A 21,268-nucleotide genomic window follows, 5' to 3' on the forward strand; every position below is an offset into this window, starting at 1 on the left:
GAATACTTTTCCATACTTTGCCGCAAACATGCGGCATGTAACTCGCGCGCGCCATGGACAGCATCGACCTTGAAGTTCTGAAAACCAGCGCCGCCTGGCTCGCCGCCGGCCGCCGCTGCGAACTCGTCACCGTCATCAAGACCTGGGGTTCCAGCCCCCGTCCCGTGGGCGCCACCCTGGCCATCTGCGACGATGGCACGGTGGTCGGTTCCGTTTCCGGCGGCTGCATCGAAGATGATTTGATCGACACCGTGCGCGTGCACGGTATCGTGCGCAGGCGGCCCGAAATCGTCAGCTACGGCATCAGCGCCGACGAGGCGCACCGCTTCGGCCTGCCCTGCGGCGGCACCATCGAACTGGCCATCGAGCCTCTGCACGCGGGCAGCCGCGTGGCCGAACTGCTGGCGCGCCTGGAAGCCCATGAACTCGTCGAGCGCCGCCTCGATCTGCGCAGCGGCGCGGTCACCCTGCAGCGCGCCGCGCCGGGCGCCGTGCTGGCCCTGGAAGACGGGGCGCTCACCACGCAGCACGGCCCGCGCTGGCGCCTGCTGATCATCGGCGCCAGCCAGCTGTCGCGCTTCGTGGCGCAAATCGCCACCGCCATGGATTACCACGTCATCGTCTGCGACCCGCGCGAGGAATACCGGGGCGGCTGGAACGTACCGGGCGTGCCCCTGCTGCACGCCATGCCGGACGACCTCGTGCTGGAATTAAAGCTCGACAGCCGCAGCGCCGTCGTCGCCCTCACGCACGACCCCAAGCTCGACGACCTGGCCCTGATGGAAGCGTTGAAATCCCCTGCGTTCTACGTGGGCGCCATCGGCTCGCGCGCGAATAACGCCAAGCGGCGCGAACGGCTGCTGCAGTTCGACGTCAGCGCCGAGCAGCTGGCGCGCCTGCACGCCCCCATCGGCCTGTACATCGGCAGCAAGACGCCGGCCGAAATCGCCATTTCCATCCTGGCCGAACTGACGGCCGTGAAAAACGGCGTGCCCGATGCGCTGCAGATCCAGCACGCGGCCGCCTTGAGCCCGCCCAACCCTGACCTCTGCGTGCGCTGAAGCGTGAAAAGCAAGAAACGGGATGCGCCAGCATCGTCCCCCTGATACCTTCCCTGACTTTGGCCCGCCATGACCCTGCTGCACTGGACCCTCCCCCTGCCCGCCGGCTACCGCCGCGACGACGTCATCGCCTTCCACAGCCGGGATACGCAAGCCGTGGCGGAGCAAGTCACGCCGACAGGCCTGCGCAAGGGCATCCTGCTTGCCGGCGTCCCCGTGGTACTGGACGTGGCGTTCACGCAGGATGCCGCCATCTGCCAGGCAGACCTCGACGACAATGACGACACCGTCGCCGACCTGCAAACGCCGCTGCACGGCGCCCTGCTGAACATCCTCGGCCTGCGCATCGACCCGCAGCCGTTCGCGCAACTCGCCGCCGCCGACCCGCTGCTGGCGCCCTTGATCCAAGTCAACCCGGGCTTGCGCATCGTGCAATCGGCCAGCCCCTTCGAGGCGCTGACCTGGGCCATCATCGGCCAGCAAATCAACCTGTCGTTCGCCATTTCCCTACGCCGCACCTTCATCGTGCAGGCGGGACGCCGGCATGGCAGCAGTTTGTGGTGCTACCCGGAGGCGCGCGACGTGGCGCGGCTATCCGTCGAGGATTTGACGAGCCGCAAATTCTCGCGTGCCAAGGCGGAAACCGTGCTGCGTCTGGCGCATCTCGTCAACGATGGAGAACTGTCGCTGGAGCTGCCCCCTTCCGGCGACGTGGCGGCCATTTCGCAGGCGCTGCTGGCCGTGAAGGGCATCGGCCCGTGGACCGTCAATTACGCGCTGCTGCGCGGCTACGGCTATGCCGACTGCTCGCTGCACGGCGACGTGGCCATCCGCGCCGCCCTGCAAAAGCTGCTCGGCGAAGAGGTCAAGCCGGACATGGCGCGCACGGAGCAGTGGCTGCGCCAGTACGCGCCGCACCGCACCATGGCCGCCGCCCACCTGTGGGCCAGCCTGCACGCGCCGGAAAAAAATATTTTGCCTGCCGGGGAATAAACGGCGGGCGGCACGCGTCCATCCCTTGCAAGCCCCCAAAACCTCAAGGAGACCACCATGCGCTTTACCACTTTTGCCGCCACCGCCCTTTGCACCGCCTTGTCCGCCCCGCTGGCCTTTGCCGCCGACGTCATGCCCGCCAACGGCATGCTGGTCAACGCCAGCGGCATGACCGTGTACGTGTTCGACAAGGATGTCGCCGACAGCGGCAAGAGCGCCTGCAGCGGCGGCTGCCTGGTGGCCTGGCCCGCCGTCATCGCCACCGCAGCGGCGCCCGCCGCCCCGTATGGCAGCATCAAGCGCGAAGACAACGGCGCCATGCAGCTGACCTACAAGGGCAAGCCCCTGTACCTGTACAAGGAAGACAAGAAACCGGGCGACGCGGCCGGCGACAATTTCAAGAACGTGTGGCACGTCGTCAAGCCTTAAGCACGCCATCCCGCCGCCACGATGACCACGCAAGAGGACAGCCGCCAGCTGCAAGCCTGCCTGCCCGGCCTGCGCCGCTATGCGCGCGCGCTGGCGGGCGCTGCGCACGCGGACGACCTGGTGCAGGATACCGTGGAGCGGGCCTGGCGCAAGTTCGACCAGTGGCAGCGCGGTGGCGAGATGCGGCCCTGGCTGTTTTCCATCATGCATAACCTGCACGTGGATCAACTGCGCCGCCCCGGCCTGGCGCTGCAGGAGCTCGACGACGACGCCCTGCTGCCCGCGCCGGAGCGCGCGCCAGGGCAGGCCATCGCCATCGGCGAAATGGATACGGCGCTGGCCCGCTTGCCGCTGGGGCAGCGCGAAGTCATCCTGCTCGTCGCGCTGGAACAGATGCCGTACGAGCAGGTGGCGTCCACGCTGGGCATCCCCGTCGGCACCGTCATGTCGCGGCTGTCGCGCGGGCGCGAGCGGCTGCGCGAACTGCTCGACGGCCGCCCCGCCGGCAGCCAAGGCGCCCCCACCCTGAAAGTCGTGAAATGACAACGCAAGCCATCAGCGAAGCGCAATTGCACGCCCTGGCCGACGGCGTCCTGCCCGAGGAGCAGCGCGCGGCCATCGACGCCCACCTGCGCGCGCACCCCGAGGACGCCGCCAGGGTGGATGCGTGGCGCGAACAGAACCGGCAATTGCGCGCCCTGTTCGATCCCGTGCTGGACGAAAGCGTGCCGCCGGCCCTGCGGCAGGCGGCATCGCCAGCGGCGGCGAACGGCGCCTGGCGCCGCCCCGCCATGCAGGCGGCAGCGGCCATCGTGCTGCTCATCGCCGGCGGCGCGGGCGGCTGGCTGCTGCGCGGCGACGATGGCACGAGCGCCAGCCCCCTGACCCTGGCGCGCAGCGCCGCCATCGCGCATGCCGTCTACACGCCCGAAGTGCGCCACCCCGTCGAGGTGGGCGCGGCACAGGAAGCGCACCTGGTGCAATGGCTGTCGAAACGCCTGGGCACGCAACTGCAGCCGCCCGCGCTGTCGCCACTCGGCTATCACCTGATCGGCGGGCGCTTGCTGCCCGGCGACGGCGACGGCCCCGTGGCGCAATTCATGTACGAAGATGGCGGTGGCAAGCGCCTGACCCTGTACGTGGCCAAGGAACGGGCGGGCAGGCAGGAAACGGCTTTCCGCTATACGCAGGAAAAGGACCTGAGCGTGTTTTACTGGATCGACGGCCAGCTCGGTTATGCCCTCTCGGCGAGCCTGCCCAAACGGGAACTGGGCAAGATCGCCGACGCCGTGTACGCGCAGCTGGAGCAGGCCCGCTAAGCCCCTCCATCCATGCGCAAGTGCGCCGAACGCCAGCCCGGCATCAGCCCAGCGCGCGCTTGAGTTCCGCATACGCGTCGACCAGCCGCTCCTTCGAATAACCGCGATTGAGGCCACTCGGATTGGGCAAGATCCACACGCGCGCGCCGCCGAAGCGCTCTGGCTGCTCGCCCCACGCCAGCTGGCGTTTTCCCGTCATCGCCGCGTAGGCGGCCTTGCCCAGGAAGGCGATCCACTGCGGCTGCGCCCATGCCAGCTTGTACCGCAGGCCCGCCGCCGCTTGCGCAAATTCGTCCGCCCCCACCTGGTCCGCGCGGCTGGTCGGGCGCCCGACGGCCGCCGTCAAGCCCAGCCCGAAACCGAGCACGCTGGCATCGTCCTGCGGCGCCACCAGGTGCGGCGTGAACCCGGCCAGGTGCAGCACGGGCCAGAAGCGGTTGCCGCGGCCGAGAAAATGGTGGCCGGCCGCCGCCGCATCCACGCCGGGATTGAGGCCGCAAAAAACCACCTGCAAGCCGGGAGCCAGGATGTCGGGCAAGCCCGGCGCCGTTGTGAGGTATGTCATGGAAAACTCCGATATCAGAAACCGCAGTATGCCACCGGCGCCATCTCCTGCAGCGCAGGGCGGCCGGTGCTACCATCCTATACTGATGAGCTAATCCGTCTGGCGGATGGCCGTCGCGCTGTCCCGCACCATCCCCACTCCGAGGAATACACATGACGACCCTGACCATCAATGGCAAGCAGCACGACCTTGCACTGCCTGAAGACACGCCCCTGCTGTGGGCCCTGCGCGACGAACTGGGCATGACCGGCACCAAATTCGGCTGCGGCATGGCCCTGTGCGGCGCCTGCACCGTGCACCTCGATGGCGAAGCCATCCGCTCCTGCGTGACGCCCATGTCGGCCGCCGCCGGCAAGAAGATCACCACCATCGAAGCGGTGGGCGAAGACAAGGTCGGCCTTGCGCTGCAACAAGCCTGGCAGGAACACGGCGTGCCACAATGCGGTTACTGTCAGGCCGGGCAGATCATGTCGGCCACGGCCCTGCTGCACAAGACGCCAAGACCGAGCGACCAGCAAATCCGCGAAGCGATGAGCGGCAATATCTGCCGCTGCGGCACCTACACGCGCATCCACGCGGCCATCAAGCAGGCTGCAAGCAGCATCCACGCAAAAGGAGCGGCCAAATGAGCATCCATGACACTGCCGCCGCACATTCGCCTGCGCGGCGCAACTGGCTCAAGGCCGCCGGCGCACTGGCCGGTTTGACCCTGGTGGCCGGCCCTTCCGGCCTCGTGATGGCGGCCGATGCCGTCAAATACGGCGGCGACAATATGGCTGGCGGCGTGGTCGACGACACCCTGGTCTTCCTGTCGATCGGCGCCGACGGCATCGTCACCATCGTGGCGCACCGCTCCGAAATGGGCCAGGGCATCCGCACCAGCCTGCCCATGGTGGCGGCCGACGAACTGGGCGCCGACTGGGCGCAGGTGCGCGTGCAGCAGGCGCCCGCCGACGAAGCGCGCTACGGCAGCCAGGATACGGACGGTTCGCGCAGCATGCGCCACTCGTTCCGCGCCATGCGCCACGTGGGCGCCACGGCGCGCCTGATGCTGGAAACGGCGGCCGCCGTGCGCTGGGACGTACCTGTCACCGAAGTCAAAGCCGTCAATCACGCGGTCGTGCATGCGGCCAGCGGACGCTCGCTGTCCTTCGGGGCGCTGGCCGAAGACGCGGCCAAGTTGCCCGTGCCGCCACGCGCGCGCATCAGCCTGAAAACGGCGGGCGAGCTGCGCTACATCGGGCAAACCAGCACGCGCGGCATCGACTTGCACGACATCGTCACGGGCAACACCCACTTCGGCATCGACACGCGCCTCGATGGCATGGCGTATGCCGTCATCGCCCGTCCGCCCGTCTTCGGCGGCAAGCTGAAAAGCGTGGACAAGACGGCGGCCCTGAAAGTGCCGGGCGTGCTGCGCATCGTCGAACTGGCGGGCAGCCCGCCGCCGGCCATGTTCAATCCGCTGGGCGGCGTGGCCGTCATCGCCAGCAACACCTGGGCCGCCATCAAGGGCCGCGAAGCACTGGTGCTGGAATGGGACGACGGTCCGAACGGCGGCTACGATTCGAAAGCCTTCCGCAAGACGCTGGAAGCGGCCGTGCGCCAGCCGGCCAGTCCGGCGCGCGACCAGGGCAAGACGGTGGCGACGCTGGCCGCGGCTCCCGCCGCGCGGAAATTCAGCGCCGAATACTATCTGCCCCACCTGGCCCACGCCACCATGGAGCCGCCCGCCGCCACCGTGCGCATCGCCAACGGCAAGGCCGAAGTGTGGGCCTGCGTGCAGGCGCCGCAGGCGACACGCAGCAACGTGGCCAAGGCCCTGGGCCTGACGTATGACGACGTGACCGTCCACGTGACCCTGCTCGGCGGCGGCTTCGGGCGCAAATCGAAACCCGATTTCGCCGTCGAGGCGGCGCTGCTGTCGAAAGCCATGGATGGCGCGCCCGTCAAGCTGACGTGGACGCGCGACGACGACCTGCAGCACGACTACCTGCACACGGTATCGGTCGAACGGCTGGAAGCGTCGCTCGATGCGAAAGGCATGCCGACGGCCTGGCTGCACCGCACGGCCGCGCCCACCATCACGTCGACCTTTGCCGCCGGCGCGAACAAGCAGGCGCCGTTCGAACTGGGCATGTCGGCCATCAACGTGCCGTTCGCCATTGCGAACATCCGCGTCGAAGTGCCCGAAGTGCCGGCCCACACGCGCATCGGCTGGTTCCGTTCCGTGTCGAACATCCCGCACGCCTTCGCCATCCAGTCGTTCACGGCCGAACTGGCGCACGCGGCGAAGAAGGACCACCGCGACTACCTGCTGGCGCTCCTGGGCCCCGCGCGCAAGATCAACCCGGCCGACCTGTCCGACGGCTGGAACTATGGCGAAGATCCGGCGAAGTATCCGGTCGACATCAGCCGCATGCGCCACGTGATCGAGCTGGCGACGGCCAAGGCGGGCTGGGGCCGCAAGCTGCCCAAGGGACGGGGGCTGGGCCTGGCCGTGTCCTACAGTTTCGTCACCTATGTGGCGGCCGTGATCGAGGTGGAGATCAATGCGGCCGGCGAAGTCATCGTGCCCAGGGTCGACATCGCCATGGATTGCGGCCCGCAGATCAACCCGGACCGCGTGCGCTCGCAGATCGAGGGCGCCTGCATCATGGGCCTGTCCCTGGCCATGAGCGGCGAAATCAGCTTTAAAAATGGCCGGGTCGAGCAAAGCAATTTCCACGACTACGCCGTGCTGCGCGCGGCCGACGCGCCGCGCGTGATCCACACGCACCTGGTGCCGGGCACCCTGGACATGGAGCTGGGCGGCGTGGGCGAGCCGGCCACGCCGCCCATCGCGCCCGCCCTGTGCAACGCCATCTTCGCCGCCACGGGCAAGCGCATCCGCGCCCTGCCCGTGGGCATGCAACTGGCGAAGAAAGGCTAGCCGCGCCGCGCCGCCGGCAACTGCAGCAGCAAGGCGGCGGCGGCGACCAGGGCTGCGCCGGCCGCCAGCAGCCACATGGGCCAGTCCAGCAGGAGCAGCACCCCGCCCGTGGCGGCGCCGATGGCGCTGCCCAGGTACAGCGCCGATTCGTTGAGGGCGATGGCCAGGTTGCCGTCGCCCTGGCGCGCGCGCACGGCCAGCAGTTGCTGGTTTTGCGGCACTTGCAGGGCCCAGCCGGCCGCGCCCCACAGCACGATAGGCGCGAGCATCAGCCAGGCCGACCAGCCGGCCGCCAGCGGCAGCGCGCCCAAGGCCAGCGCCAGCAGCAGCAAGATGAGCCAGGTCAGTTTCGGCGCCGCCACCTTGTCCGCCCATGGCCCGACCAGCACGCTGCCAACGATCCCCCCCACGCCCCACGCCCACAGGAAGGGCGTGGCGGAGATCGCCAAGCCCTGCGCCGACCACGCCAGCAGCGGCGCAATGAAGGTGTACATGCCCAGGCTGGCGACGGCCGCCAGCAAGGAAACGAGCAGGATGGCCAGCACCTGCCCGTCGGCCAGCAAGGCCAGCTTGCGGCGCAGCGAGATGGCCGGCGCGGACGATGCGGCAGGCAGCGCGGGCAGCTTCCACAGCAAGCCCGCCAGCGCCAGCGCACCGAGAAGCGCCACCAGCCACAGGGCCGCTGCCCAGCCCAGCTGCAGCGCCAGCAGCAAACTCAAGGGCACGCCCAGCACCGTGCCGCCCGCCATGCCGCCCATGATCGCGCCGATGGCCTTGCCCCGCTGCTGCGGCGCCGACACGCCGGCCGCCGCCGCGATGCCCAGCGCCAGGTACACGCCCGCACCGATGCCGGCGATGGCGCGCCATGCCAGCAAACTGCTGAAACCGGGCGCCAGCGCGCTGGCCCCGTTCGCCAGCACGAACACGCCCAGGGCGACCAAAAGGCCGGAGCGCTGCGCGCGCGCCGGCAGCAAGGCCACCATCAGCGGCGAGCCGAGGCCATAGGCCAGGGTAAACGCCGTCACCAGCTGCGCCGCCATCGCCAGCGAAACGGAAAACGCGCCGGCGATCATCGGCATCAGGCCTGCCGTCACATACGACGCCATGCCCAGCGCGAACGCGCCCACGGCGATCAGATAGACGGTGGCGGGCAGCACGGCGGCGGAAGTGCCAGTACTGGCGTGAGAAGAATAGTCGGACATGGGCAAGCCTTCGGGAAGAAAGCAGGCATTCTGGAATACAATATAAACAATTACAATTTAACTGTTTATGCTATTACTGATAGCAACAGGCTTACCTGAAAGGCAGCACCATGCGCACTTTGGCCCGTACCCGCCACGAACTGGCCGCCTACCTGCAGGCGCGCCGCGCACGCCTGTCGCCGGAAGACGTGGGTTTGCCCGGCGGCGGGCGGCGCAGGACGCCCGGCTTGCGCCGCGAAGAAGTGGCGGCGCTGGCCGGCGTGGGGCTGACCTGGTACACCTGGCTGGAGCAGGGGCGCGACATCGGCGTCTCGAGCGCCTTTCTCGACAAGCTGGCCGAAGTGCTGAAACTGGACGCGGGCGAACGCCGCCACCTGTTCCTGCTCGCGCATGCGCGTCCGCCGGCCGAAGAGGGCAAGACGTTTTGCGTGGTGCCGCCGCCGGTGCGCCGCCTGATGCACGAACTGGCGCATCCCGCGTATGTGCTCAACCTGCGCTGGGACGTGCTGGCGTTCAATGCGGGCGCGGACGCCCTGTTCGGCTTCGGCGCGCATGTGCCGGCGCGGCGCAATCTGCTGTGGCTCCTGTTTACCGATCCGCTGCTGCGCTCGCGCTTCATCGGCTGGGAAGAGCAGGCACCGCTGATGCTGTCGAGCTTTCGCCGCGACTATGCGCGCGCCACGCAGGAAGCGGACATCCATGCGCTGGTGGACGAACTGGAAAAAGTCTCGCCCGAATTCAAGCTGTGGTGGCGCCGCCACGACGTGCATGCGCCATGTGCCGGCGTGCGCTGCCTGGACGTCGACGGCGAAGGCATCGCGTATGAGCACACCTCGCTGACCATCGATGCGGACCGCCACCTGCGGCTGGTCGTGTATGCGCGCCAGGTGCCAGAGTAAACACTGCCGCACAACGAAAAAACCGCTGACCCTCTTGCGAGGAATCAGCGGCTTCGAATTGGTTGCGGGGACAGGATTTGAACCTGTGACCTTCGGGTTATGAGCCCGACGAGCTGCCAGACTGCTCCACCCCGCAGCAGAATTATATACCAGATTGTTGCGAAGCGTAAAGGGCAAGATTTGACAATTGCATGCGCGTCCCGCCTCGCGGCGATTGCCGATGGGCAAATGATGGGGTGCGCCAGGCGGAAATGAAAAAAGCCGCCGATCTTTTGCAAGAATCAGCGGCTTTCCGGTATTGGTTGCGGGGACAGGATTTGAACCTGTGACCTTCGGGTTATGAGCCCGACGAGCTGCCAGACTGCTCCACCCCGCACAAGAATTATAAGGGCAAACGGGTGGCTTAGGCAATAGCTATCTCAACTTAGGCTGCAATAGAGCTATTTAATTAAAAACCCCGGCCAATTGCCGATTGGCATTGTGTCCGCCCGACACGCCACGCCGCGCGCAATCGGTGTACAGTAAGCGGTGTACAGTAAGCGTTACACTAGACATCATTCTTTTCCTAAGCCCGCCCATGAAATTCTGCTCCGAATGCGCCCATCCTGTCAGCCTGTCCATCCCGGAAGGCGACAACCGCCCGCGCTATGTGTGCGCCAACTGCGACGCCATCCATTACCAGAACCCGAAAATGGTGGTCGGCTCGATTCCCGTCTGGGAAGAGGATGGCCAGTTGCAGGTCTTGCTGTGCAAACGGGCCATCGAACCGCGCCTGGGCTACTGGACCCTGCCGGCCGGCTTCATGGAAAACGATGAAACGACGTCGGATGCGGCCGAGCGCGAAACGGTGGAGGAAGCGGGCGCGAATATCGAACTGGGGCCCCTGTTCTCGCTGCTGAACGTGCAGCGCGTGCACCAGGTGCACCTGTTCTACCTGGCCCGCCTGCGCGACCTCGATTTCGCGCCGGGCATCGAAAGCCTGGACGTGCAGCTGTTTACGGAAGCGCAGATTCCCTGGGACGACCTGGCCTTCCCCACCATCCGCGCCACCCTGGAACTGTTCTTTGCCGACCGCGTGAAAATCCGCGAAGGCGGCAGCTACGGCGTCCATACGGGCGACATCACGCGCCCGATGGCGCGCACGGATGCAGAATAAGCTCCCCTCACCTGCCACCTTTGACGCCGCATGATTCCCTGGCTCGACATCCACACCCCGTTCCCCGACGTCTCGCGCGCCCTGACCGACGAGGCGCCCGGCCTGCTGGCGGCCGGCGCCGACCTGTCGCCCGCGCGCCTGCTCGACGCCTACCGGCGCGGCATCTTCCCCTGGTTTTCCGAAGGCCAGCCTATTTTGTGGTGGAGCACCGATCCGCGCATGGTGCTGATGACGGAGCATTTCAAGGTCTCCGACAGCCTGGCCAAGGCGATCCGCAAGGTCGAACGCAGCGCCGCCACGGACGGGCGCTGGCAGCTGCGTTTCGACGGCGATTTCGACGCCGTCATGCGCGCCTGCGCCGCGCCGCGCAAGGATGGCCCGGGCACGTGGATTTCCGATGAAATCATCGCCGGCTACACGGGCTTGCACAAGCTGGGCTACGCGCACTCGTCGGAACTGTGGCTGGACGGGGAACTGGTGGGCGGCGCGTATGGCGTGTCGATCGGGCGCATGTTCTATGGCGAGTCGATGTTCGCGCGCGTGACGGATGGCTCGAAGATCGCGCTGGCGCACCTGGTGCGCTTCCTGAAGGACCGCGGCGTGGCCATGATTGACTGCCAGCAAGAAACAAGACACCTGGCGTCGCTGGGCGCGGCGCCCATTTCGCGCGCGCGCTTCCTGGCCCATGTGCGCGTCGCCATTGAAGCAGCGCAAATCACGGATTGGCAGGCTGCACCGCCGGCATAAAAAAGCTATGATATCTCCACGCAGACTTCCATTCCCGCGGACAGACCAGACAGGATCAGCATGACGCACCTGAACGAACTACCGTTTGCCACCCTGCAGTTCTACACGACGGCGCCCTACCCGTGCAGCTACCTGGACGACCGCCAAGCCCGCTCGCAGGTGGCCACGCCCTCGCACCTGATCAACAGCGACGTGTATTCGGAACTGGTGCGCAACGGCTTTCGCCGCAGCGGCATTTTTACTTACCGCCCGTATTGCGATGGCTGCCAGGCCTGCATACCCGTGCGCGTCGTGACGGGCGAGTTCACCCCGAACCGCAACCAGCGCCGCGCCTGGAGCCGCCACGCCGACCTGCAGGCGGGCGTGGCCACCCTGTCCTTCCTCGACGAGCACTACGAGCTGTACCTGCGCTACCAGAGCACGCGCCACGCGGGCGGCGGCATGGACCAGGACAGCCGCGACCAGTATGCGCAATTCCTGCTGCAAAGCCGGGTCAATACGCGCCTGGTGGAATTCCGCGATGCCGAAGGCATCCTGCGCATGGTCAGCATCATCGACGTGCTGGCCGACGGCCTGTCGTCCGTCTACACCTTTTTCGATCCGGACGTGCCGGGCGCCTCGTACGGCACCTACAACGTGCTGTGGCAAATCGCCCAGGCGCGCGAACTGGGCCTGCCCTACATCTACCTGGGCTACTGGATAAAGCAAAGCCCGAAGATGGCGTACAAGATCAACTTCAAACCCTTGGAAGCCCGCATCAAGGGGCAGTGGGTCATCCTGTAAAAAAAGGGGCTTGCGCCCCTTTTTTCATGCCTGCCGTACCGGCTTACTTGCTCTTGTCCGGAAACGCAGGACGCTTGGGCTGTACGGGCGGATTCTTCGCCAGTTCGGCCTGGATCACCTCGATCGCCTTTTCCAGCTGCGGATCGCGCCCGGCGATGACGTCGGCCGGCGTTTGCTCGACGTCGATATCGGGCGGCACGCCTTCATTTTCCACGCCCCAGCCATTCTCGCGCGTCCAGAACGCCAGGTTCGGCGCCGTGATGAAGCCGCCGTCCATCAGCACGGGGAAGCCCAGTACGCCCACCAGGCCGCCCCACGTCGCCTTGCCGATCAGCGGGCCCATGTTGTTTTTGCGGAACATCCACGGCAGCAGGTCGCCGCCCGAACCGGCCGTCTCGTCGATCAGCATGGCGCGCGGCCCCTGGATCGACGCGGACGGCGTCTTCATGTCGGCGCCGTAGCGCATGGTCCACCAGGCGATTTCCTTCTTCTGCAGGATCTCGATGTAGTAATCGGCCACGCTGCCGCCGCCGTTGAAACGCTCGTCGACGATGATGGCCTGCTTGTCCGCCTGCGGGAAGAAATAGCGCTTGAAGTAGGTGTGGCCCAGCCCCGCCGTATTCGGCACGTACACATACGCCACCTTGCCGCCCGTGGCCGCATTGACCTTGCGCATATTGCCTTCGATCCAGTCGCGGTTGCGCAAGGCATCCTCGGTCGGAACGGGCACCACGGTGATCGTGCGCGCGCCCTTGCCGTCGGCCGACGGTCCCACGGTCAGGTCGATGGCCTTGCCGGCCGTGTTCTCGAAGGCGCTGTAGATATTCGTCGGCGGCAGCAAAGGACGGCTGTCGACGGCCAGCAGGTATTCGCCCGCCTTGACGTTCAGGCCCGGCTCCGTCAGCGGCGCGCGCAGGGCCGGATTCCAGTTCAAGCCGCCATACACCTTCTTGAAGCGGTAATGGCCGTCGCGCACTTCATAATCGGCGCCCAGCAAGCCCCCCGGCACCTTCTTCGCCTCGATAAAATCGTCGCCGCCGCCGCCCCGGTGGTGGCCCACGGCCAGTTCGCTGCACATCCACTGTATCAACCGGTTCAAGTCCGCGCGGCTGGACAGCTCGGGCAGGAACACGGCGTACTTGTCGCGCATGGCCTTCCAGTCCACGCCATGCATGCCCGGGTCATAAAAGTAATCGCGGTTGATGCGCCATACCTCGTTGAAAATCTGCGTCCATTCGGCGCGCGGATCGGCCTTCACTTCGATGGCGTCGACCTTGATCTTGCCCTCGCCCGGCGCCAGCAGCTTGCCCGTGGCCGACCCCATGGCCCAATTGTCCTTCTGGCGGTACAGCAGCTTCTTGCCATCGGCCGAGACTTCGAAATCATCGGCTTCCGCCACCACGGTTTCCGCCTTGCGCTCCTTCAGATCGAAGCGCTGCACGGCCTTCTTGCCGTCGCTTTCGCGCAGCAAAAAGATTTGCCCCGCAGCGCCAGCCGTCAAATTGGAGAACTGCGCGGCCGGCAGCGGCAAGTCGACGATGCGCGTGGCGATGCCGTCGAAATCGATGTGGATCGGCGCCACGGGAGCGACCGTGACTTTCGGGTCGTCGCGCCCCGTCTTCGGATCGACCTTCGGCTCGCTCTTCGCTTCCGCTTCCCCCTTCACCGTGTCTTTTTTACTCTCCGCGCCGGCCGCCTTTTCCTCGTCGCTTTCCTTGATCAGGGGCGACGGCAGGTCGCGCCGCAGCACGGCCATCCACACGGTGCGCGTCACCAGGTTGTCTTCGTTCTGCTGCGAGAACCAGTTGTTGCTGGGGCCAGCATTCGTCGAAGCGAAGAAGTACAGGTATTTGCCGCTCTTGTCGAACACGGGCTGGGCCACGTCGGACAAGCCGTCGGTCACGGGCATCGACTTGTTCTGCTCGACGGAATAGATGTAGGCGCTGCGCGTGTAGGTGGGTGAATTGAGCGTATAGGCCAGCCAGCGCGAATCGGGCGCCCACGAGGCGCGCATGCTCTTGTCGACGCCATACATGGGCTCCGTGGCGATTTTTTGCACCTTGCCGTTGCCGACATCGATCACGTACATGCTCCAGCCATTGTCGGCAAACGCGATCTTCCGGCTGTCGGGCGACCAGACGGCGTTGTCATAGAAACCGCTGCCATTGAGCTTGAGCTTTTTCACGGCGCCCTTGCCGTCCTGCGAGCGCACATGCAGTTCATATTCTCCCGACTCGTCCGAGAAATACGCGACCGAGCGGCCATCGGGCGACCAGATCGGCGTGCGCTCGTGGGCGCCGGCCGTCTGCGTCAGGTTGCGCACGTCGCCCTTGTCGGCGGGGATGGTGACGATCTCGCCCCGGTATTCGAAGGCGATGCGCGCGCCCGACGGCGAAATCGACGCGTCGCGGATATATTTCGCGTTCTTGACCCAGCGGGGGCGCGCCTGCCCCAGGTCGCTGGCCACGGCGATGGCCAGCTTGTGCGCCTGGCCGCTGGCGATGTCGAGTGAGTGGAGATAACCGGCCTGCTCGTAGACGATGGTGCCGTTCGCCGCCGACGCGTTCAGCACGGGGAAATCCTTGTGCTGCGTCAACTGGCGCACGGCTTTCGTCTTGACGTCGTAGGCAAACAGGTTGAATTCGCCGTTGCGGTCCGAGCGGAAGTACACGGTATCCTTGATCCACATGGGATCGACGTCGTTCGAGCGCGTCGTCGGCTGGGGGATTTTTTCAATCGATTTATCGCTGGATGAAAACAGCCACAGCCAGGAATTGGTGCCGCCCCGGTAGCGCTTCCACTGCTTGAAGGCGGGCGCCAGCGGGTTGTACGCGATGCGCTTGCCGTCGGGCGAATACGTGGCGCGCGAGGCGTTGGGGATCTCCAGCTGGGTTTCCACGCCGCCCGCCACCGGCACCGTGAACAGCTTCTGGAAGCGGTTGTTGAAGGCGGCGCGGGGCGAGGTGAACATCACGGACTGGCCATCGGGGGTGAACGATTGCGCCAGATCAACACCCGGGTGGAAGGTCAGGCGGCGCGGCACGCCGCCGGCGGCCGCGATCACATACACGTCGACATTGCCGTCGATGTTGGCGCTATACGCGATCAGGCTGCCGTCGGGCGAAAACACGGGGTTGGATTTGTCGCCCAGGTCGGAGGTGAGGCGCCGCGCGCCGCCGCCGTCCAGGTTCGATAGCCATACGTCGCCCGCATAGATGAAGGCGATGTGGCGGCTGGAGACGGCCGGTTCGCTCAGCATGCGGGTGTCTTGCGTATTGGGCAGGGCCAGGGCCGGATGGCTCAGCAGCAGTGCGCTGGCGGCTGCGATGGCGGTCAAGATGCGTGTCTTTTTCAATCGATGTCTCGCTTATGAAGTCAACAGAACAGAGAAAAAACAGGAAGGTCCACGGTCGAATGCGAATTATCAAGGATTCAATATTGCATTAGACCAACAAGAACTATACACCCGGCAGCCGCGCGGAACACGGTAAAATACGCCACTTATTTCGCGCGCCGCCAGCCCTTCCCGGCAGCCCGCATACCTACTCAAAGCGCCCCATGTCTGAAAAATTCCTGTACTCCCTCGCCCGCCCCTTGCTGTTTTCGATGGATGCCGAAGCGGCCCACCATCTCACCCTGCCCGCCCTGAAACGCGCCAGCGCGCTGGGCCTGACGAAACTGGCCGGCAAACCGGCGGCGGACCCGCGCACGGTGATGGGCATCACCTTCCCGAACCCGGTCGGCCTGGCCGCCGGTCTGGACAAGGACGGCGCCTACATCGACGCGCTGGCCGACCTGGGTTTCGGCTCCATCGAAGTGGGCACCGTCACGCCGCGCGCGCAGGCGGGCAATCCGAAACCGCGCATGTTCCGCCTGCCGCAGGCGCAGGGCATCATCAACCGCATGGGCTTTAACAATGGCGGCGTGGACGCGTTTATCGCCAACGTACAGGCGTCGAAGTTCTACCAGAACCGCGCCGGCGTACTGGGCCTGAACATCGGCAAGAATGCCGACACGCCCATCGAGCGCGCGGCCGACGACTACCTGCTGTGCCTGGAAAAAGTCTACCCTTACGCCAGCTATGTGACGGTGAACATCTCGTCGCCGAACACCAAGAATTTGCGCCAGCTGCAGGGTGCGTCGGAACTCGACGCCCTGCTGTCGCAGCTCAAAGATGCCCAGGCCCGCCTGGCGGACAAGCACAAGCGCTACGTGCCGCTGGCCCTGAAAATCGCGCCGGACATGGATGGCGAACAGGTGAAAAGCATCGCCGAGTCGCTCACGCGCCACCAGATCGACGGCGTCATCGCCACCAACACGACCCTGTCGCGCAGCGCCGTCGAAGGCATGCCGCACGGCGCGGAAGCGGGCGGCCTGTCGGGCGCGCCCGTGTTCGAGCTGTCGAACAATGTCATCCGCCTGCTGAAGGCGGAACTGGGCGACGCGCTGCCCATCATCGGCGTGGGCGGCATCATGCAGGGCAGCGACGCCGTGGCCAAGTTCGAGGCGGGCGCGCAACTGGTGCAGCTGTACAGCGGCCTGATTTACGCCGGTCCCGCGCTGATCAAGGATTGCGCGCGCGCGCTGCACGGCAAGCAGGCCCGCTAAGGACGGCGCATGGAAAAGATCAAGCTGGGTACCAGCGGCCTGGAAGTCAGCAGGATCTGCCTGGGCACGATGACCTTCGGCGAACAGAACACGGAAGCCGAAGCGCACAGCCAGCTCGATTACGCGCTGGAACGGGGCATCAACTTCATCGACACGGCGGAAATGTATCCGGTGATGGCCAGCGCGCAGACGCAGGGCAGCACCGAGCGCCACATCGGCAGCTGGTTGAAGAAAAGCGGCAAGCGCGGCAACATCGTGCTGGCCAGCAAGGTGGCCGGGCCGAATTCGCGCATGCACTGGATACGCAGGGGCAAGACGGACCACGACGCGATCAACATCCGCGCCGCCGTCGAAGACAGCTTGCGCCGGCTGCAGACGGAGCACATTGACCTGTATCAATTGCACTGGCCCAGCCGCAACCTGCCCATCTTCGGTGCCAGCGTGTACAACCCGCGCAAGGAGCACGCTTGCGTCGCCATCGAAGACACGCTGGCCGTGCTGGGCAAGCTGGTCGAGGAAGGCAAGATCGGCCACATCGGCGTGTCGAACGAATCGTCGTGGGGCGTGTGCGAATACATCAAGCAGGCGGAACTGAAGGGCTTGCCGCGCATCGCCTCCATCCAGAACCTGTACAACCTGACGGCGCGCCATTTCGAGACGAGTTTGCTCGACGAAACCTGCCACCGGGAAAATGTCAGCTTGCTGGCCTACAGCCCGCTGGCGTTCGGTCAGCTGACGGCGAAATACCTCGACGATCCGCAGGCCAAGGGCCGCCTGACGCGCTTTCCGGCCGGCTGGAGCCCGCGCTACGTGCGCCCCGCCACCATCGCGGCCGCCGGCCGGTATGCGGCGCTGGCCCGCGCGCACGGCTTGACGCCGGCGCAGCTGGCGCTGGCCTGGTGCTACACGCGCTGGTTCGTGGCCTCGACCATCATCGGCGCCACCAGCGTGGAGCAGTTGCAGCAAAATATCGACGCCCATCAAATCACCCTGTCGCCGGAACTGGTGGCGGCCGTCGACGCCATCCACGCCAGTGCGCCCAATCCGGGGCAGTAAACGCCCTGCGTCTGGCGGCGCATGCCGCCGCCAGGCTCCCCCCTCTCCTCGCAGATAGTCGTTTTTATACAACAGCTGGCAATTTACTGCTGTGCAGCATTGCGGCCTGGCCTTGCCCGGCCGTATGCTGGAAACGAGGCCATATGCGCTACTCGCGCCATGTTGACGTGTTTCAGATATTTATTGCATATCGATAGACAGAACGATTCGTAAGCACGCCACGTGCCCACTGTTAATCTGATTTCATCGTCGGACCGCCATGGTCCGCGTAACCACCAACCGAAGAGATATCGTCGATGAGTTCAAGCAACGCCCGCTCCCAGCTTCCCGCCCTGCCCGTGAAAACCGTTATCGCCGCCAGCCTGATCGCCTGCTTCAGCCTGCCCATGCAGGCGCAAGCGCAGCAAGAGCTGCCGGCCGAAGGCGAATTGCAATCGGTGGTTGTCACCGGCACCTTCGCCAAGAACCGCCGCACCATCGATTCCGAATCGCCGATCGACATCCTCACCTCGCGCGACCTGCAAAGCACGGGCTCGGCCGAACTGGCCACCGTGCTGGCGCGCCTGCTGCCATCGATGAACTTCCCCCGTCCGACGGGTGCCGATGGCAGCGACGCCGTGCGCCCTGCCCAGCTGCGCGGCCTATCGCCCGACCAGACCCTGGTGCTGGTGAACGGCAAGCGCCGCTACACGTCGGCCGTCGTCAACGTCAACGGCACCCTGGGCCGCGGCTCGGCGCCTGTCGACCTGAACGCTATCCCCCTGGCCGCCATCGACCACGTGGAAGTGCTGCGCGATGGTGCGGCGGCCCAGTACGGTTCCGATGCGATTGCCGGCGTGATCAACATCATCCTGAAAAAAGGCGCGGCCGGCGGCGACATCGAAGTGGGCTATGGCCAGACGCAGGAGCGCGACGGCAAGCAGAAATCCATCAAGGGTTCGGCCGGCTTCGCCCTGGGCGAGGACGGCTGGGTGCGCGTCTCGGCGGAAGTGGCCGATCGCGGTCCCACCAACCGCGCCGGCCGCGATTTCAGCAACCCGCTGGAACCGCGCTACGGCAAGGTCAACCTGCGCTACGGCGATGCCGAGAGCAAACCGGCTACCGTCTTCATCAACAGCGAATACCATCTCGGCGACAACCTCGACTGGTATGCCTTCGGCGGCTACGGCCAGCGCGACACCTCGGCCGGCGCCACCTGGCGCGCAGGCCTGGTGAAGGACAAAAATGGACAATACGTCACCCGCTCGTCGATCTTCCCCGAAGGCTTCCTGCCGATCCAGAACAGCACCCTGACCGACCAGTCGCTGGTGACAGGCTTGCGCGGCGAGGCGGCCGGCTGGCGTTGGGATGCCAGCCTGAATTACGGCAGCAACAAGTTCAAGCTGGATCTCGACAATACCGTCAATTTCGACCTGGCTGCCGCCAGCCCCACGCACTTTTATGTGGGCTCGCTGAAAAATGAGCAGACCGTCCTGAATCTCGACGCGGCGCGCGAATTTCCCGTCGCTTACTTTACGGGGCCGCTGACGGTGGCCGTGGGCGCCGAAGCGCGCCATGAAAAATACACGATCGGCGCTGGCGAGCAAGCATCGTATACCGGTACCGGTTCGCAGGGCTTTGCCGGCTTCCGTCCCGAAAACGCGGGTAGCCACAGCCGCCACAATGAATCGGTCTACGTCAACCTGGAAGCGGAAGCGACGAAAAAACTGTCCGGCGGCGTGGCCCTGCGCCATGAGCGCTACAGCGATTTCGGCAGCACCACCTCGGCCAAAGGTTCGGCCCGCTATGCCTTCACGGACGCCCTGTCCCTGCGCGGCACCGTGTCGAGCGGCTTCCGCGCACCGTCGCTGGCACAGCAGTACTACACCATCACCACCACCAACTTCCAGGTCATCAATGGCACGAATACAGCCATCGAAACGGGCACCTTTGCCGTCAACACGCCGCAGGCGCGCGCACTGGGCGCACAAAACCTGAAAGCGGAGAAAGCCCGCAACTACAGCCTGGGGCTGCAATTCCAGCCCACGCGCAACTTCACGACGACGATCGACGCCTACCGCATCGACATCGATGACCGCATCCTGTTCTCTGCCAACCTGCTCCTGAGCGAGGCGTTGAAAAAAACCCTCGCCGCGCAGGGCACGCCGGTGGGCGCAGGACGCTATTTCACCAACGCCGTCGATACGCGCACGGAAGGCGTGGACATCGTCAGCACCTACCGCATCGACTTGCAGGACAAGGACCGCCTGGACTTGACCGTGGCCTACAATCACAACAAGACCTCGGTACAGAAACTGGCGGACAATCCGGCCATCCTGACGGCCAACAACCTGAAACTGATCGACCGCCAGACCATCCAGCGCGCCACCGTCGGTTCGCCAAAGGACAAGTTCAGCCTGGCCGCCGACTACAGCGTCGGCATCTGGAATGCGCACGGCGTCGTAACGCGCTACGGCAGTTTCATCGTGCCGCAAAACAATGCCCTGCAAGACCAGCATTACGATCCGCAATGGGTGCTGGACGTGTCCGGTTCCGTGAAACTGGGCAAGAACTGGCGCCTGGTGGCCGGCATCGACAACGTCACCAACCGCTATCCTGACCAGGTCACCAGCGTGGGCAACTTCAACAATGGCGGCACCCAGCCGTACAGCGGCTTCGCGCCGAACGGCTTCAACGGCCGCTATTACTACGCCAAGGCCGGCTATAGCTGGTAAATGGCGCTCTGCCATGCAAAAAGCCTGGAACGCATCGCGTTTCCAGGCTTTTTTTTCATGCGTCAGCGCATGCGCCCGCAGGCGCTGCAGGCTCAGGCGCGGCGGCGGCGCGCGACAAATCCGACCAGGCCCAAGCCCAGCATCAGCATGCCGTAGGTCGCTGGCTCAGGCACTGCCGATACCGAATTGAACGCGCGGAAATTGCTCAGGCCACGCGGCAGGTTGGCAATGGTGACAACCGTATTGGCGGCCAGCGGCGTGTCCCAGTGGAACAACAGTTCGCCACGGCCATAATGCACGGCCAGGTAGTCGAAGCTGGAGTTGACGGTGAACGAACCAGAATTGCTGCTGGCCAAGTCGCCCTGGGCGGCAAAGACCAAGGAGCCGGTACCGCTGGATGGCAGGCCAAACGTGCTGCTGACCAAACTCTGGATGGCGGCCGCGCTTTGCGCGCCGGGCGGGTTGGCGCCGTCATAGACCCAGACCGAGTCCGCTGCCACGCTGCCATAGGTGACGGTCTTGCCGCCCACCGAGAAGCCCGTCATGGCAGGATCGGTGATTTCCACCCAGCTCGCCGCCTGGGCCAATGGCGCCAGGCAAGCCGCAGCGGTCAGGCAAAGACCCAGCAACGCACGTTTGGTCATGTTCATATATTCCCCTGATATAAATATTTCAATAATTGCAATATTAATTATTTTTCTATCACTTTCACATCGCAGAGCAAAAGATATCATTCAGGAAATCGAAATGCAATAAAAGAAACAATTTTTACCATTGGCATTTTCAATTGGCCTTATCAATTTA

The 21,268-nt window shown here is 65.3% G+C and carries 18 protein-coding genes and 2 tRNA genes; 14 read left to right on the plus strand and 6 right to left on the minus strand.

The window, feature by feature from the left end; all coding sequences use genetic code 11:
- Positions 1-53: 53 nt before the first annotated feature.
- The 5 genes from OX460_RS11345 (at position 54) to OX460_RS11365 (ending at position 3,802) form a co-directional block, all read left to right on the plus strand.
- On the plus strand, positions 54-1,061 hold the full coding sequence (locus OX460_RS11345) for an XdhC family protein (protein ID WP_289898673.1): 1,008 nt from the start codon (positions 54-56) through the stop codon (positions 1,059-1,061).
- 69 nt (positions 1,062-1,130) lie between these two features.
- Positions 1,131-2,054, plus strand: a complete 924-nt coding sequence (locus OX460_RS11350; protein ID WP_289898674.1) for a DNA-3-methyladenine glycosylase 2 — start codon at positions 1,131-1,133, stop codon at positions 2,052-2,054.
- Between the two features lie 57 nt (positions 2,055-2,111).
- Positions 2,112-2,483 (plus strand): hypothetical protein, encoded by a 372-nt coding sequence (locus tag OX460_RS11355; RefSeq protein WP_289898675.1) that lies wholly within the window; start codon positions 2,112-2,114, stop codon positions 2,481-2,483.
- A 21-nt stretch (positions 2,484-2,504) separates the two neighbouring features.
- The gene (locus OX460_RS11360; RefSeq protein WP_289898676.1) at positions 2,505-3,026 is read left to right on the plus strand and encodes an RNA polymerase sigma factor; all 522 of its coding nucleotides are present in this window, start codon (positions 2,505-2,507) and stop codon (positions 3,024-3,026) included.
- The gene (locus tag OX460_RS11365) at positions 3,023-3,802 is read left to right on the plus strand and encodes an anti-sigma factor (protein WP_289898677.1); all 780 of its coding nucleotides are present in this window, start codon (positions 3,023-3,025) and stop codon (positions 3,800-3,802) included. Before OX460_RS11360 ends, OX460_RS11365 begins: the two co-directional genes overlap by 4 nt.
- A gap of 43 nt (positions 3,803-3,845) precedes the next feature.
- Here the strand turns inward: OX460_RS11365 and mug are convergent, their stop codons facing one another.
- Positions 3,846-4,367: a G/U mismatch-specific DNA glycosylase gene (mug, locus tag OX460_RS11370; RefSeq protein WP_251350689.1), complete on the minus strand. Its 522-nt coding sequence runs from the start codon at positions 4,365-4,367 to the stop codon at positions 3,846-3,848.
- Positions 4,368-4,519: 152 nt separating this feature from the next.
- On the opposite strand from mug, the gene OX460_RS11375 reads away from it, so the two are divergent.
- Positions 4,520-4,996 (plus strand): (2Fe-2S)-binding protein, encoded by a 477-nt coding sequence (locus tag OX460_RS11375; protein ID WP_251350688.1) that lies wholly within the window; start codon positions 4,520-4,522, stop codon positions 4,994-4,996.
- Positions 4,993-7,299, plus strand: coding sequence for a xanthine dehydrogenase family protein molybdopterin-binding subunit (locus OX460_RS11380; protein WP_289898678.1), 2,307 nt, complete (start codon positions 4,993-4,995; stop codon positions 7,297-7,299). Before OX460_RS11375 ends, OX460_RS11380 begins: the two co-directional genes overlap by 4 nt.
- Here the strand turns inward: OX460_RS11380 and OX460_RS11385 are convergent.
- Entirely contained in the window at positions 7,296-8,501 is a 1,206-nt protein-coding gene (locus OX460_RS11385) for an MFS transporter (protein WP_289898679.1), read from the minus strand. The genes OX460_RS11380 and OX460_RS11385 overlap by 4 nt on opposite strands.
- Before the next feature lie 110 nt (positions 8,502-8,611).
- Between OX460_RS11385 and OX460_RS11390 the strand changes: the two genes are divergently transcribed.
- Positions 8,612-9,400 carry a helix-turn-helix transcriptional regulator gene (locus OX460_RS11390; protein ID WP_289898680.1) on the plus strand — a complete coding sequence of 263 codons (789 nt, stop codon included), beginning with the start codon at positions 8,612-8,614 and terminating at the stop codon, positions 9,398-9,400.
- A gap of 59 nt (positions 9,401-9,459) precedes the next feature.
- On the opposite strand, the gene OX460_RS11395 is transcribed toward OX460_RS11390, so the two are convergent.
- Both OX460_RS11395 and OX460_RS11400 read right to left on the minus strand, forming a co-directional pair.
- A tRNA-Met gene (locus OX460_RS11395) sits at positions 9,460-9,536 on the minus strand.
- Positions 9,537-9,699: 163 nt separating this feature from the next.
- Positions 9,700-9,776, minus strand: a tRNA-Met gene (locus tag OX460_RS11400).
- Positions 9,777-9,977: 201 nt separating this feature from the next.
- Here OX460_RS11400 and OX460_RS11405 point away from each other — a divergent pair.
- Genes OX460_RS11405 through OX460_RS11415 form a run of 3 tightly spaced genes read left to right on the plus strand, consistent with a single transcriptional unit; the run spans position 9,978 to position 12,086 of the window.
- Positions 9,978-10,556 (plus strand): NUDIX hydrolase, encoded by a 579-nt coding sequence (locus tag OX460_RS11405; protein ID WP_099666811.1) that lies wholly within the window; start codon positions 9,978-9,980, stop codon positions 10,554-10,556.
- A gap of 30 nt (positions 10,557-10,586) precedes the next feature.
- The gene (gene aat / locus OX460_RS11410; protein WP_251350684.1) at positions 10,587-11,303 is read left to right on the plus strand and encodes a leucyl/phenylalanyl-tRNA--protein transferase; all 717 of its coding nucleotides are present in this window, start codon (positions 10,587-10,589) and stop codon (positions 11,301-11,303) included.
- Positions 11,304-11,363: 60 nt separating this feature from the next.
- Entirely contained in the window at positions 11,364-12,086 is a 723-nt protein-coding gene (locus OX460_RS11415; RefSeq protein WP_099666809.1) for an arginyltransferase, read from the plus strand.
- A 43-nt stretch (positions 12,087-12,129) separates the two neighbouring features.
- Here the strand turns inward: OX460_RS11415 and OX460_RS11420 are convergent, their stop codons facing one another.
- A complete protein-coding gene (locus OX460_RS11420; protein WP_289898681.1) occupies positions 12,130-15,423 on the minus strand; it encodes a S41 family peptidase in 3,294 nt (1,097 codons plus the stop codon).
- 221 nt (positions 15,424-15,644) lie between these two features.
- Between OX460_RS11420 and OX460_RS11425 the strand changes: the two genes are divergently transcribed.
- From OX460_RS11425 to OX460_RS11435, 3 genes are all read left to right on the plus strand, one after another.
- Complete coding sequence (locus OX460_RS11425) at positions 15,645-16,694, plus strand: quinone-dependent dihydroorotate dehydrogenase (RefSeq protein WP_289898682.1); 1,050 nt, start codon at positions 15,645-15,647, stop codon at positions 16,692-16,694.
- Between the two features lie 9 nt (positions 16,695-16,703).
- A complete protein-coding gene (locus OX460_RS11430) occupies positions 16,704-17,750 on the plus strand; it encodes an aldo/keto reductase (RefSeq protein ID WP_289898683.1) in 1,047 nt (348 codons plus the stop codon).
- A gap of 296 nt (positions 17,751-18,046) precedes the next feature.
- The gene (locus OX460_RS11435; RefSeq protein WP_289898684.1) at positions 18,047-20,464 is read left to right on the plus strand and encodes a TonB-dependent receptor; all 2,418 of its coding nucleotides are present in this window, start codon (positions 18,047-18,049) and stop codon (positions 20,462-20,464) included.
- Positions 20,465-20,556: 92 nt separating this feature from the next.
- Here the strand turns inward: OX460_RS11435 and OX460_RS11440 are convergent, their stop codons facing one another.
- Positions 20,557-21,108 (minus strand): PEP-CTERM sorting domain-containing protein, encoded by a 552-nt coding sequence (locus OX460_RS11440; RefSeq protein ID WP_289898685.1) that lies wholly within the window; start codon positions 21,106-21,108, stop codon positions 20,557-20,559.
- Between the last annotated feature and the right edge of the window lie 160 nt (positions 21,109-21,268).

The sequence above is a fragment of the Janthinobacterium sp. SUN033 genome, assembly GCF_030397595.1.
In the GTDB taxonomy this organism is placed as follows: domain Bacteria; phylum Pseudomonadota; class Gammaproteobacteria; order Burkholderiales; family Burkholderiaceae_D; genus Janthinobacterium; species Janthinobacterium kumbetense.

Bases quoted from the DNA above. Each gene is read 5' to 3' on its own strand.
- OX460_RS11345 (WP_289898673.1), top strand. From the start codon at position 54: ATGGACAGCATCGACCTTGAAGTTCTGAAAACCAGCGCCGCCTGGCTC.
- OX460_RS11350 (WP_289898674.1), top strand. From the start codon at position 1,131: ATGACCCTGCTGCACTGGACCCTCCCCCTGCCCGCCGGCTACCGCCGC.
- OX460_RS11355 (WP_289898675.1), top strand. From the start codon at position 2,112: ATGCGCTTTACCACTTTTGCCGCCACCGCCCTTTGCACCGCCTTGTCC.
- OX460_RS11360 (WP_289898676.1), top strand. From the start codon at position 2,505: ATGACCACGCAAGAGGACAGCCGCCAGCTGCAAGCCTGCCTGCCCGGC.
- OX460_RS11365 (WP_289898677.1), top strand. From the start codon at position 3,023: ATGACAACGCAAGCCATCAGCGAAGCGCAATTGCACGCCCTGGCCGAC.
- mug (WP_251350689.1), bottom strand. From the start codon at position 4,367: ATGACATACCTCACAACGGCGCCGGGCTTGCCCGACATCCTGGCTCCC.
- OX460_RS11375 (WP_251350688.1), top strand. From the start codon at position 4,520: ATGACGACCCTGACCATCAATGGCAAGCAGCACGACCTTGCACTGCCT.
- OX460_RS11380 (WP_289898678.1), top strand. From the start codon at position 4,993: ATGAGCATCCATGACACTGCCGCCGCACATTCGCCTGCGCGGCGCAAC.
- OX460_RS11385 (WP_289898679.1), bottom strand. From the start codon at position 8,501: ATGTCCGACTATTCTTCTCACGCCAGTACTGGCACTTCCGCCGCCGTG.
- OX460_RS11390 (WP_289898680.1), top strand. From the start codon at position 8,612: ATGCGCACTTTGGCCCGTACCCGCCACGAACTGGCCGCCTACCTGCAG.
- OX460_RS11405 (WP_099666811.1), top strand. From the start codon at position 9,978: ATGAAATTCTGCTCCGAATGCGCCCATCCTGTCAGCCTGTCCATCCCG.
- aat (WP_251350684.1), top strand. From the start codon at position 10,587: ATGATTCCCTGGCTCGACATCCACACCCCGTTCCCCGACGTCTCGCGC.
- OX460_RS11415 (WP_099666809.1), top strand. From the start codon at position 11,364: ATGACGCACCTGAACGAACTACCGTTTGCCACCCTGCAGTTCTACACG.
- OX460_RS11425 (WP_289898682.1), top strand. From the start codon at position 15,645: ATGTCTGAAAAATTCCTGTACTCCCTCGCCCGCCCCTTGCTGTTTTCG.
- OX460_RS11430 (WP_289898683.1), top strand. From the start codon at position 16,704: ATGGAAAAGATCAAGCTGGGTACCAGCGGCCTGGAAGTCAGCAGGATC.
- OX460_RS11435 (WP_289898684.1), top strand. From the start codon at position 18,047: ATGAGTTCAAGCAACGCCCGCTCCCAGCTTCCCGCCCTGCCCGTGAAA.
- OX460_RS11440 (WP_289898685.1), bottom strand. From the start codon at position 21,108: ATGACCAAACGTGCGTTGCTGGGTCTTTGCCTGACCGCTGCGGCTTGC.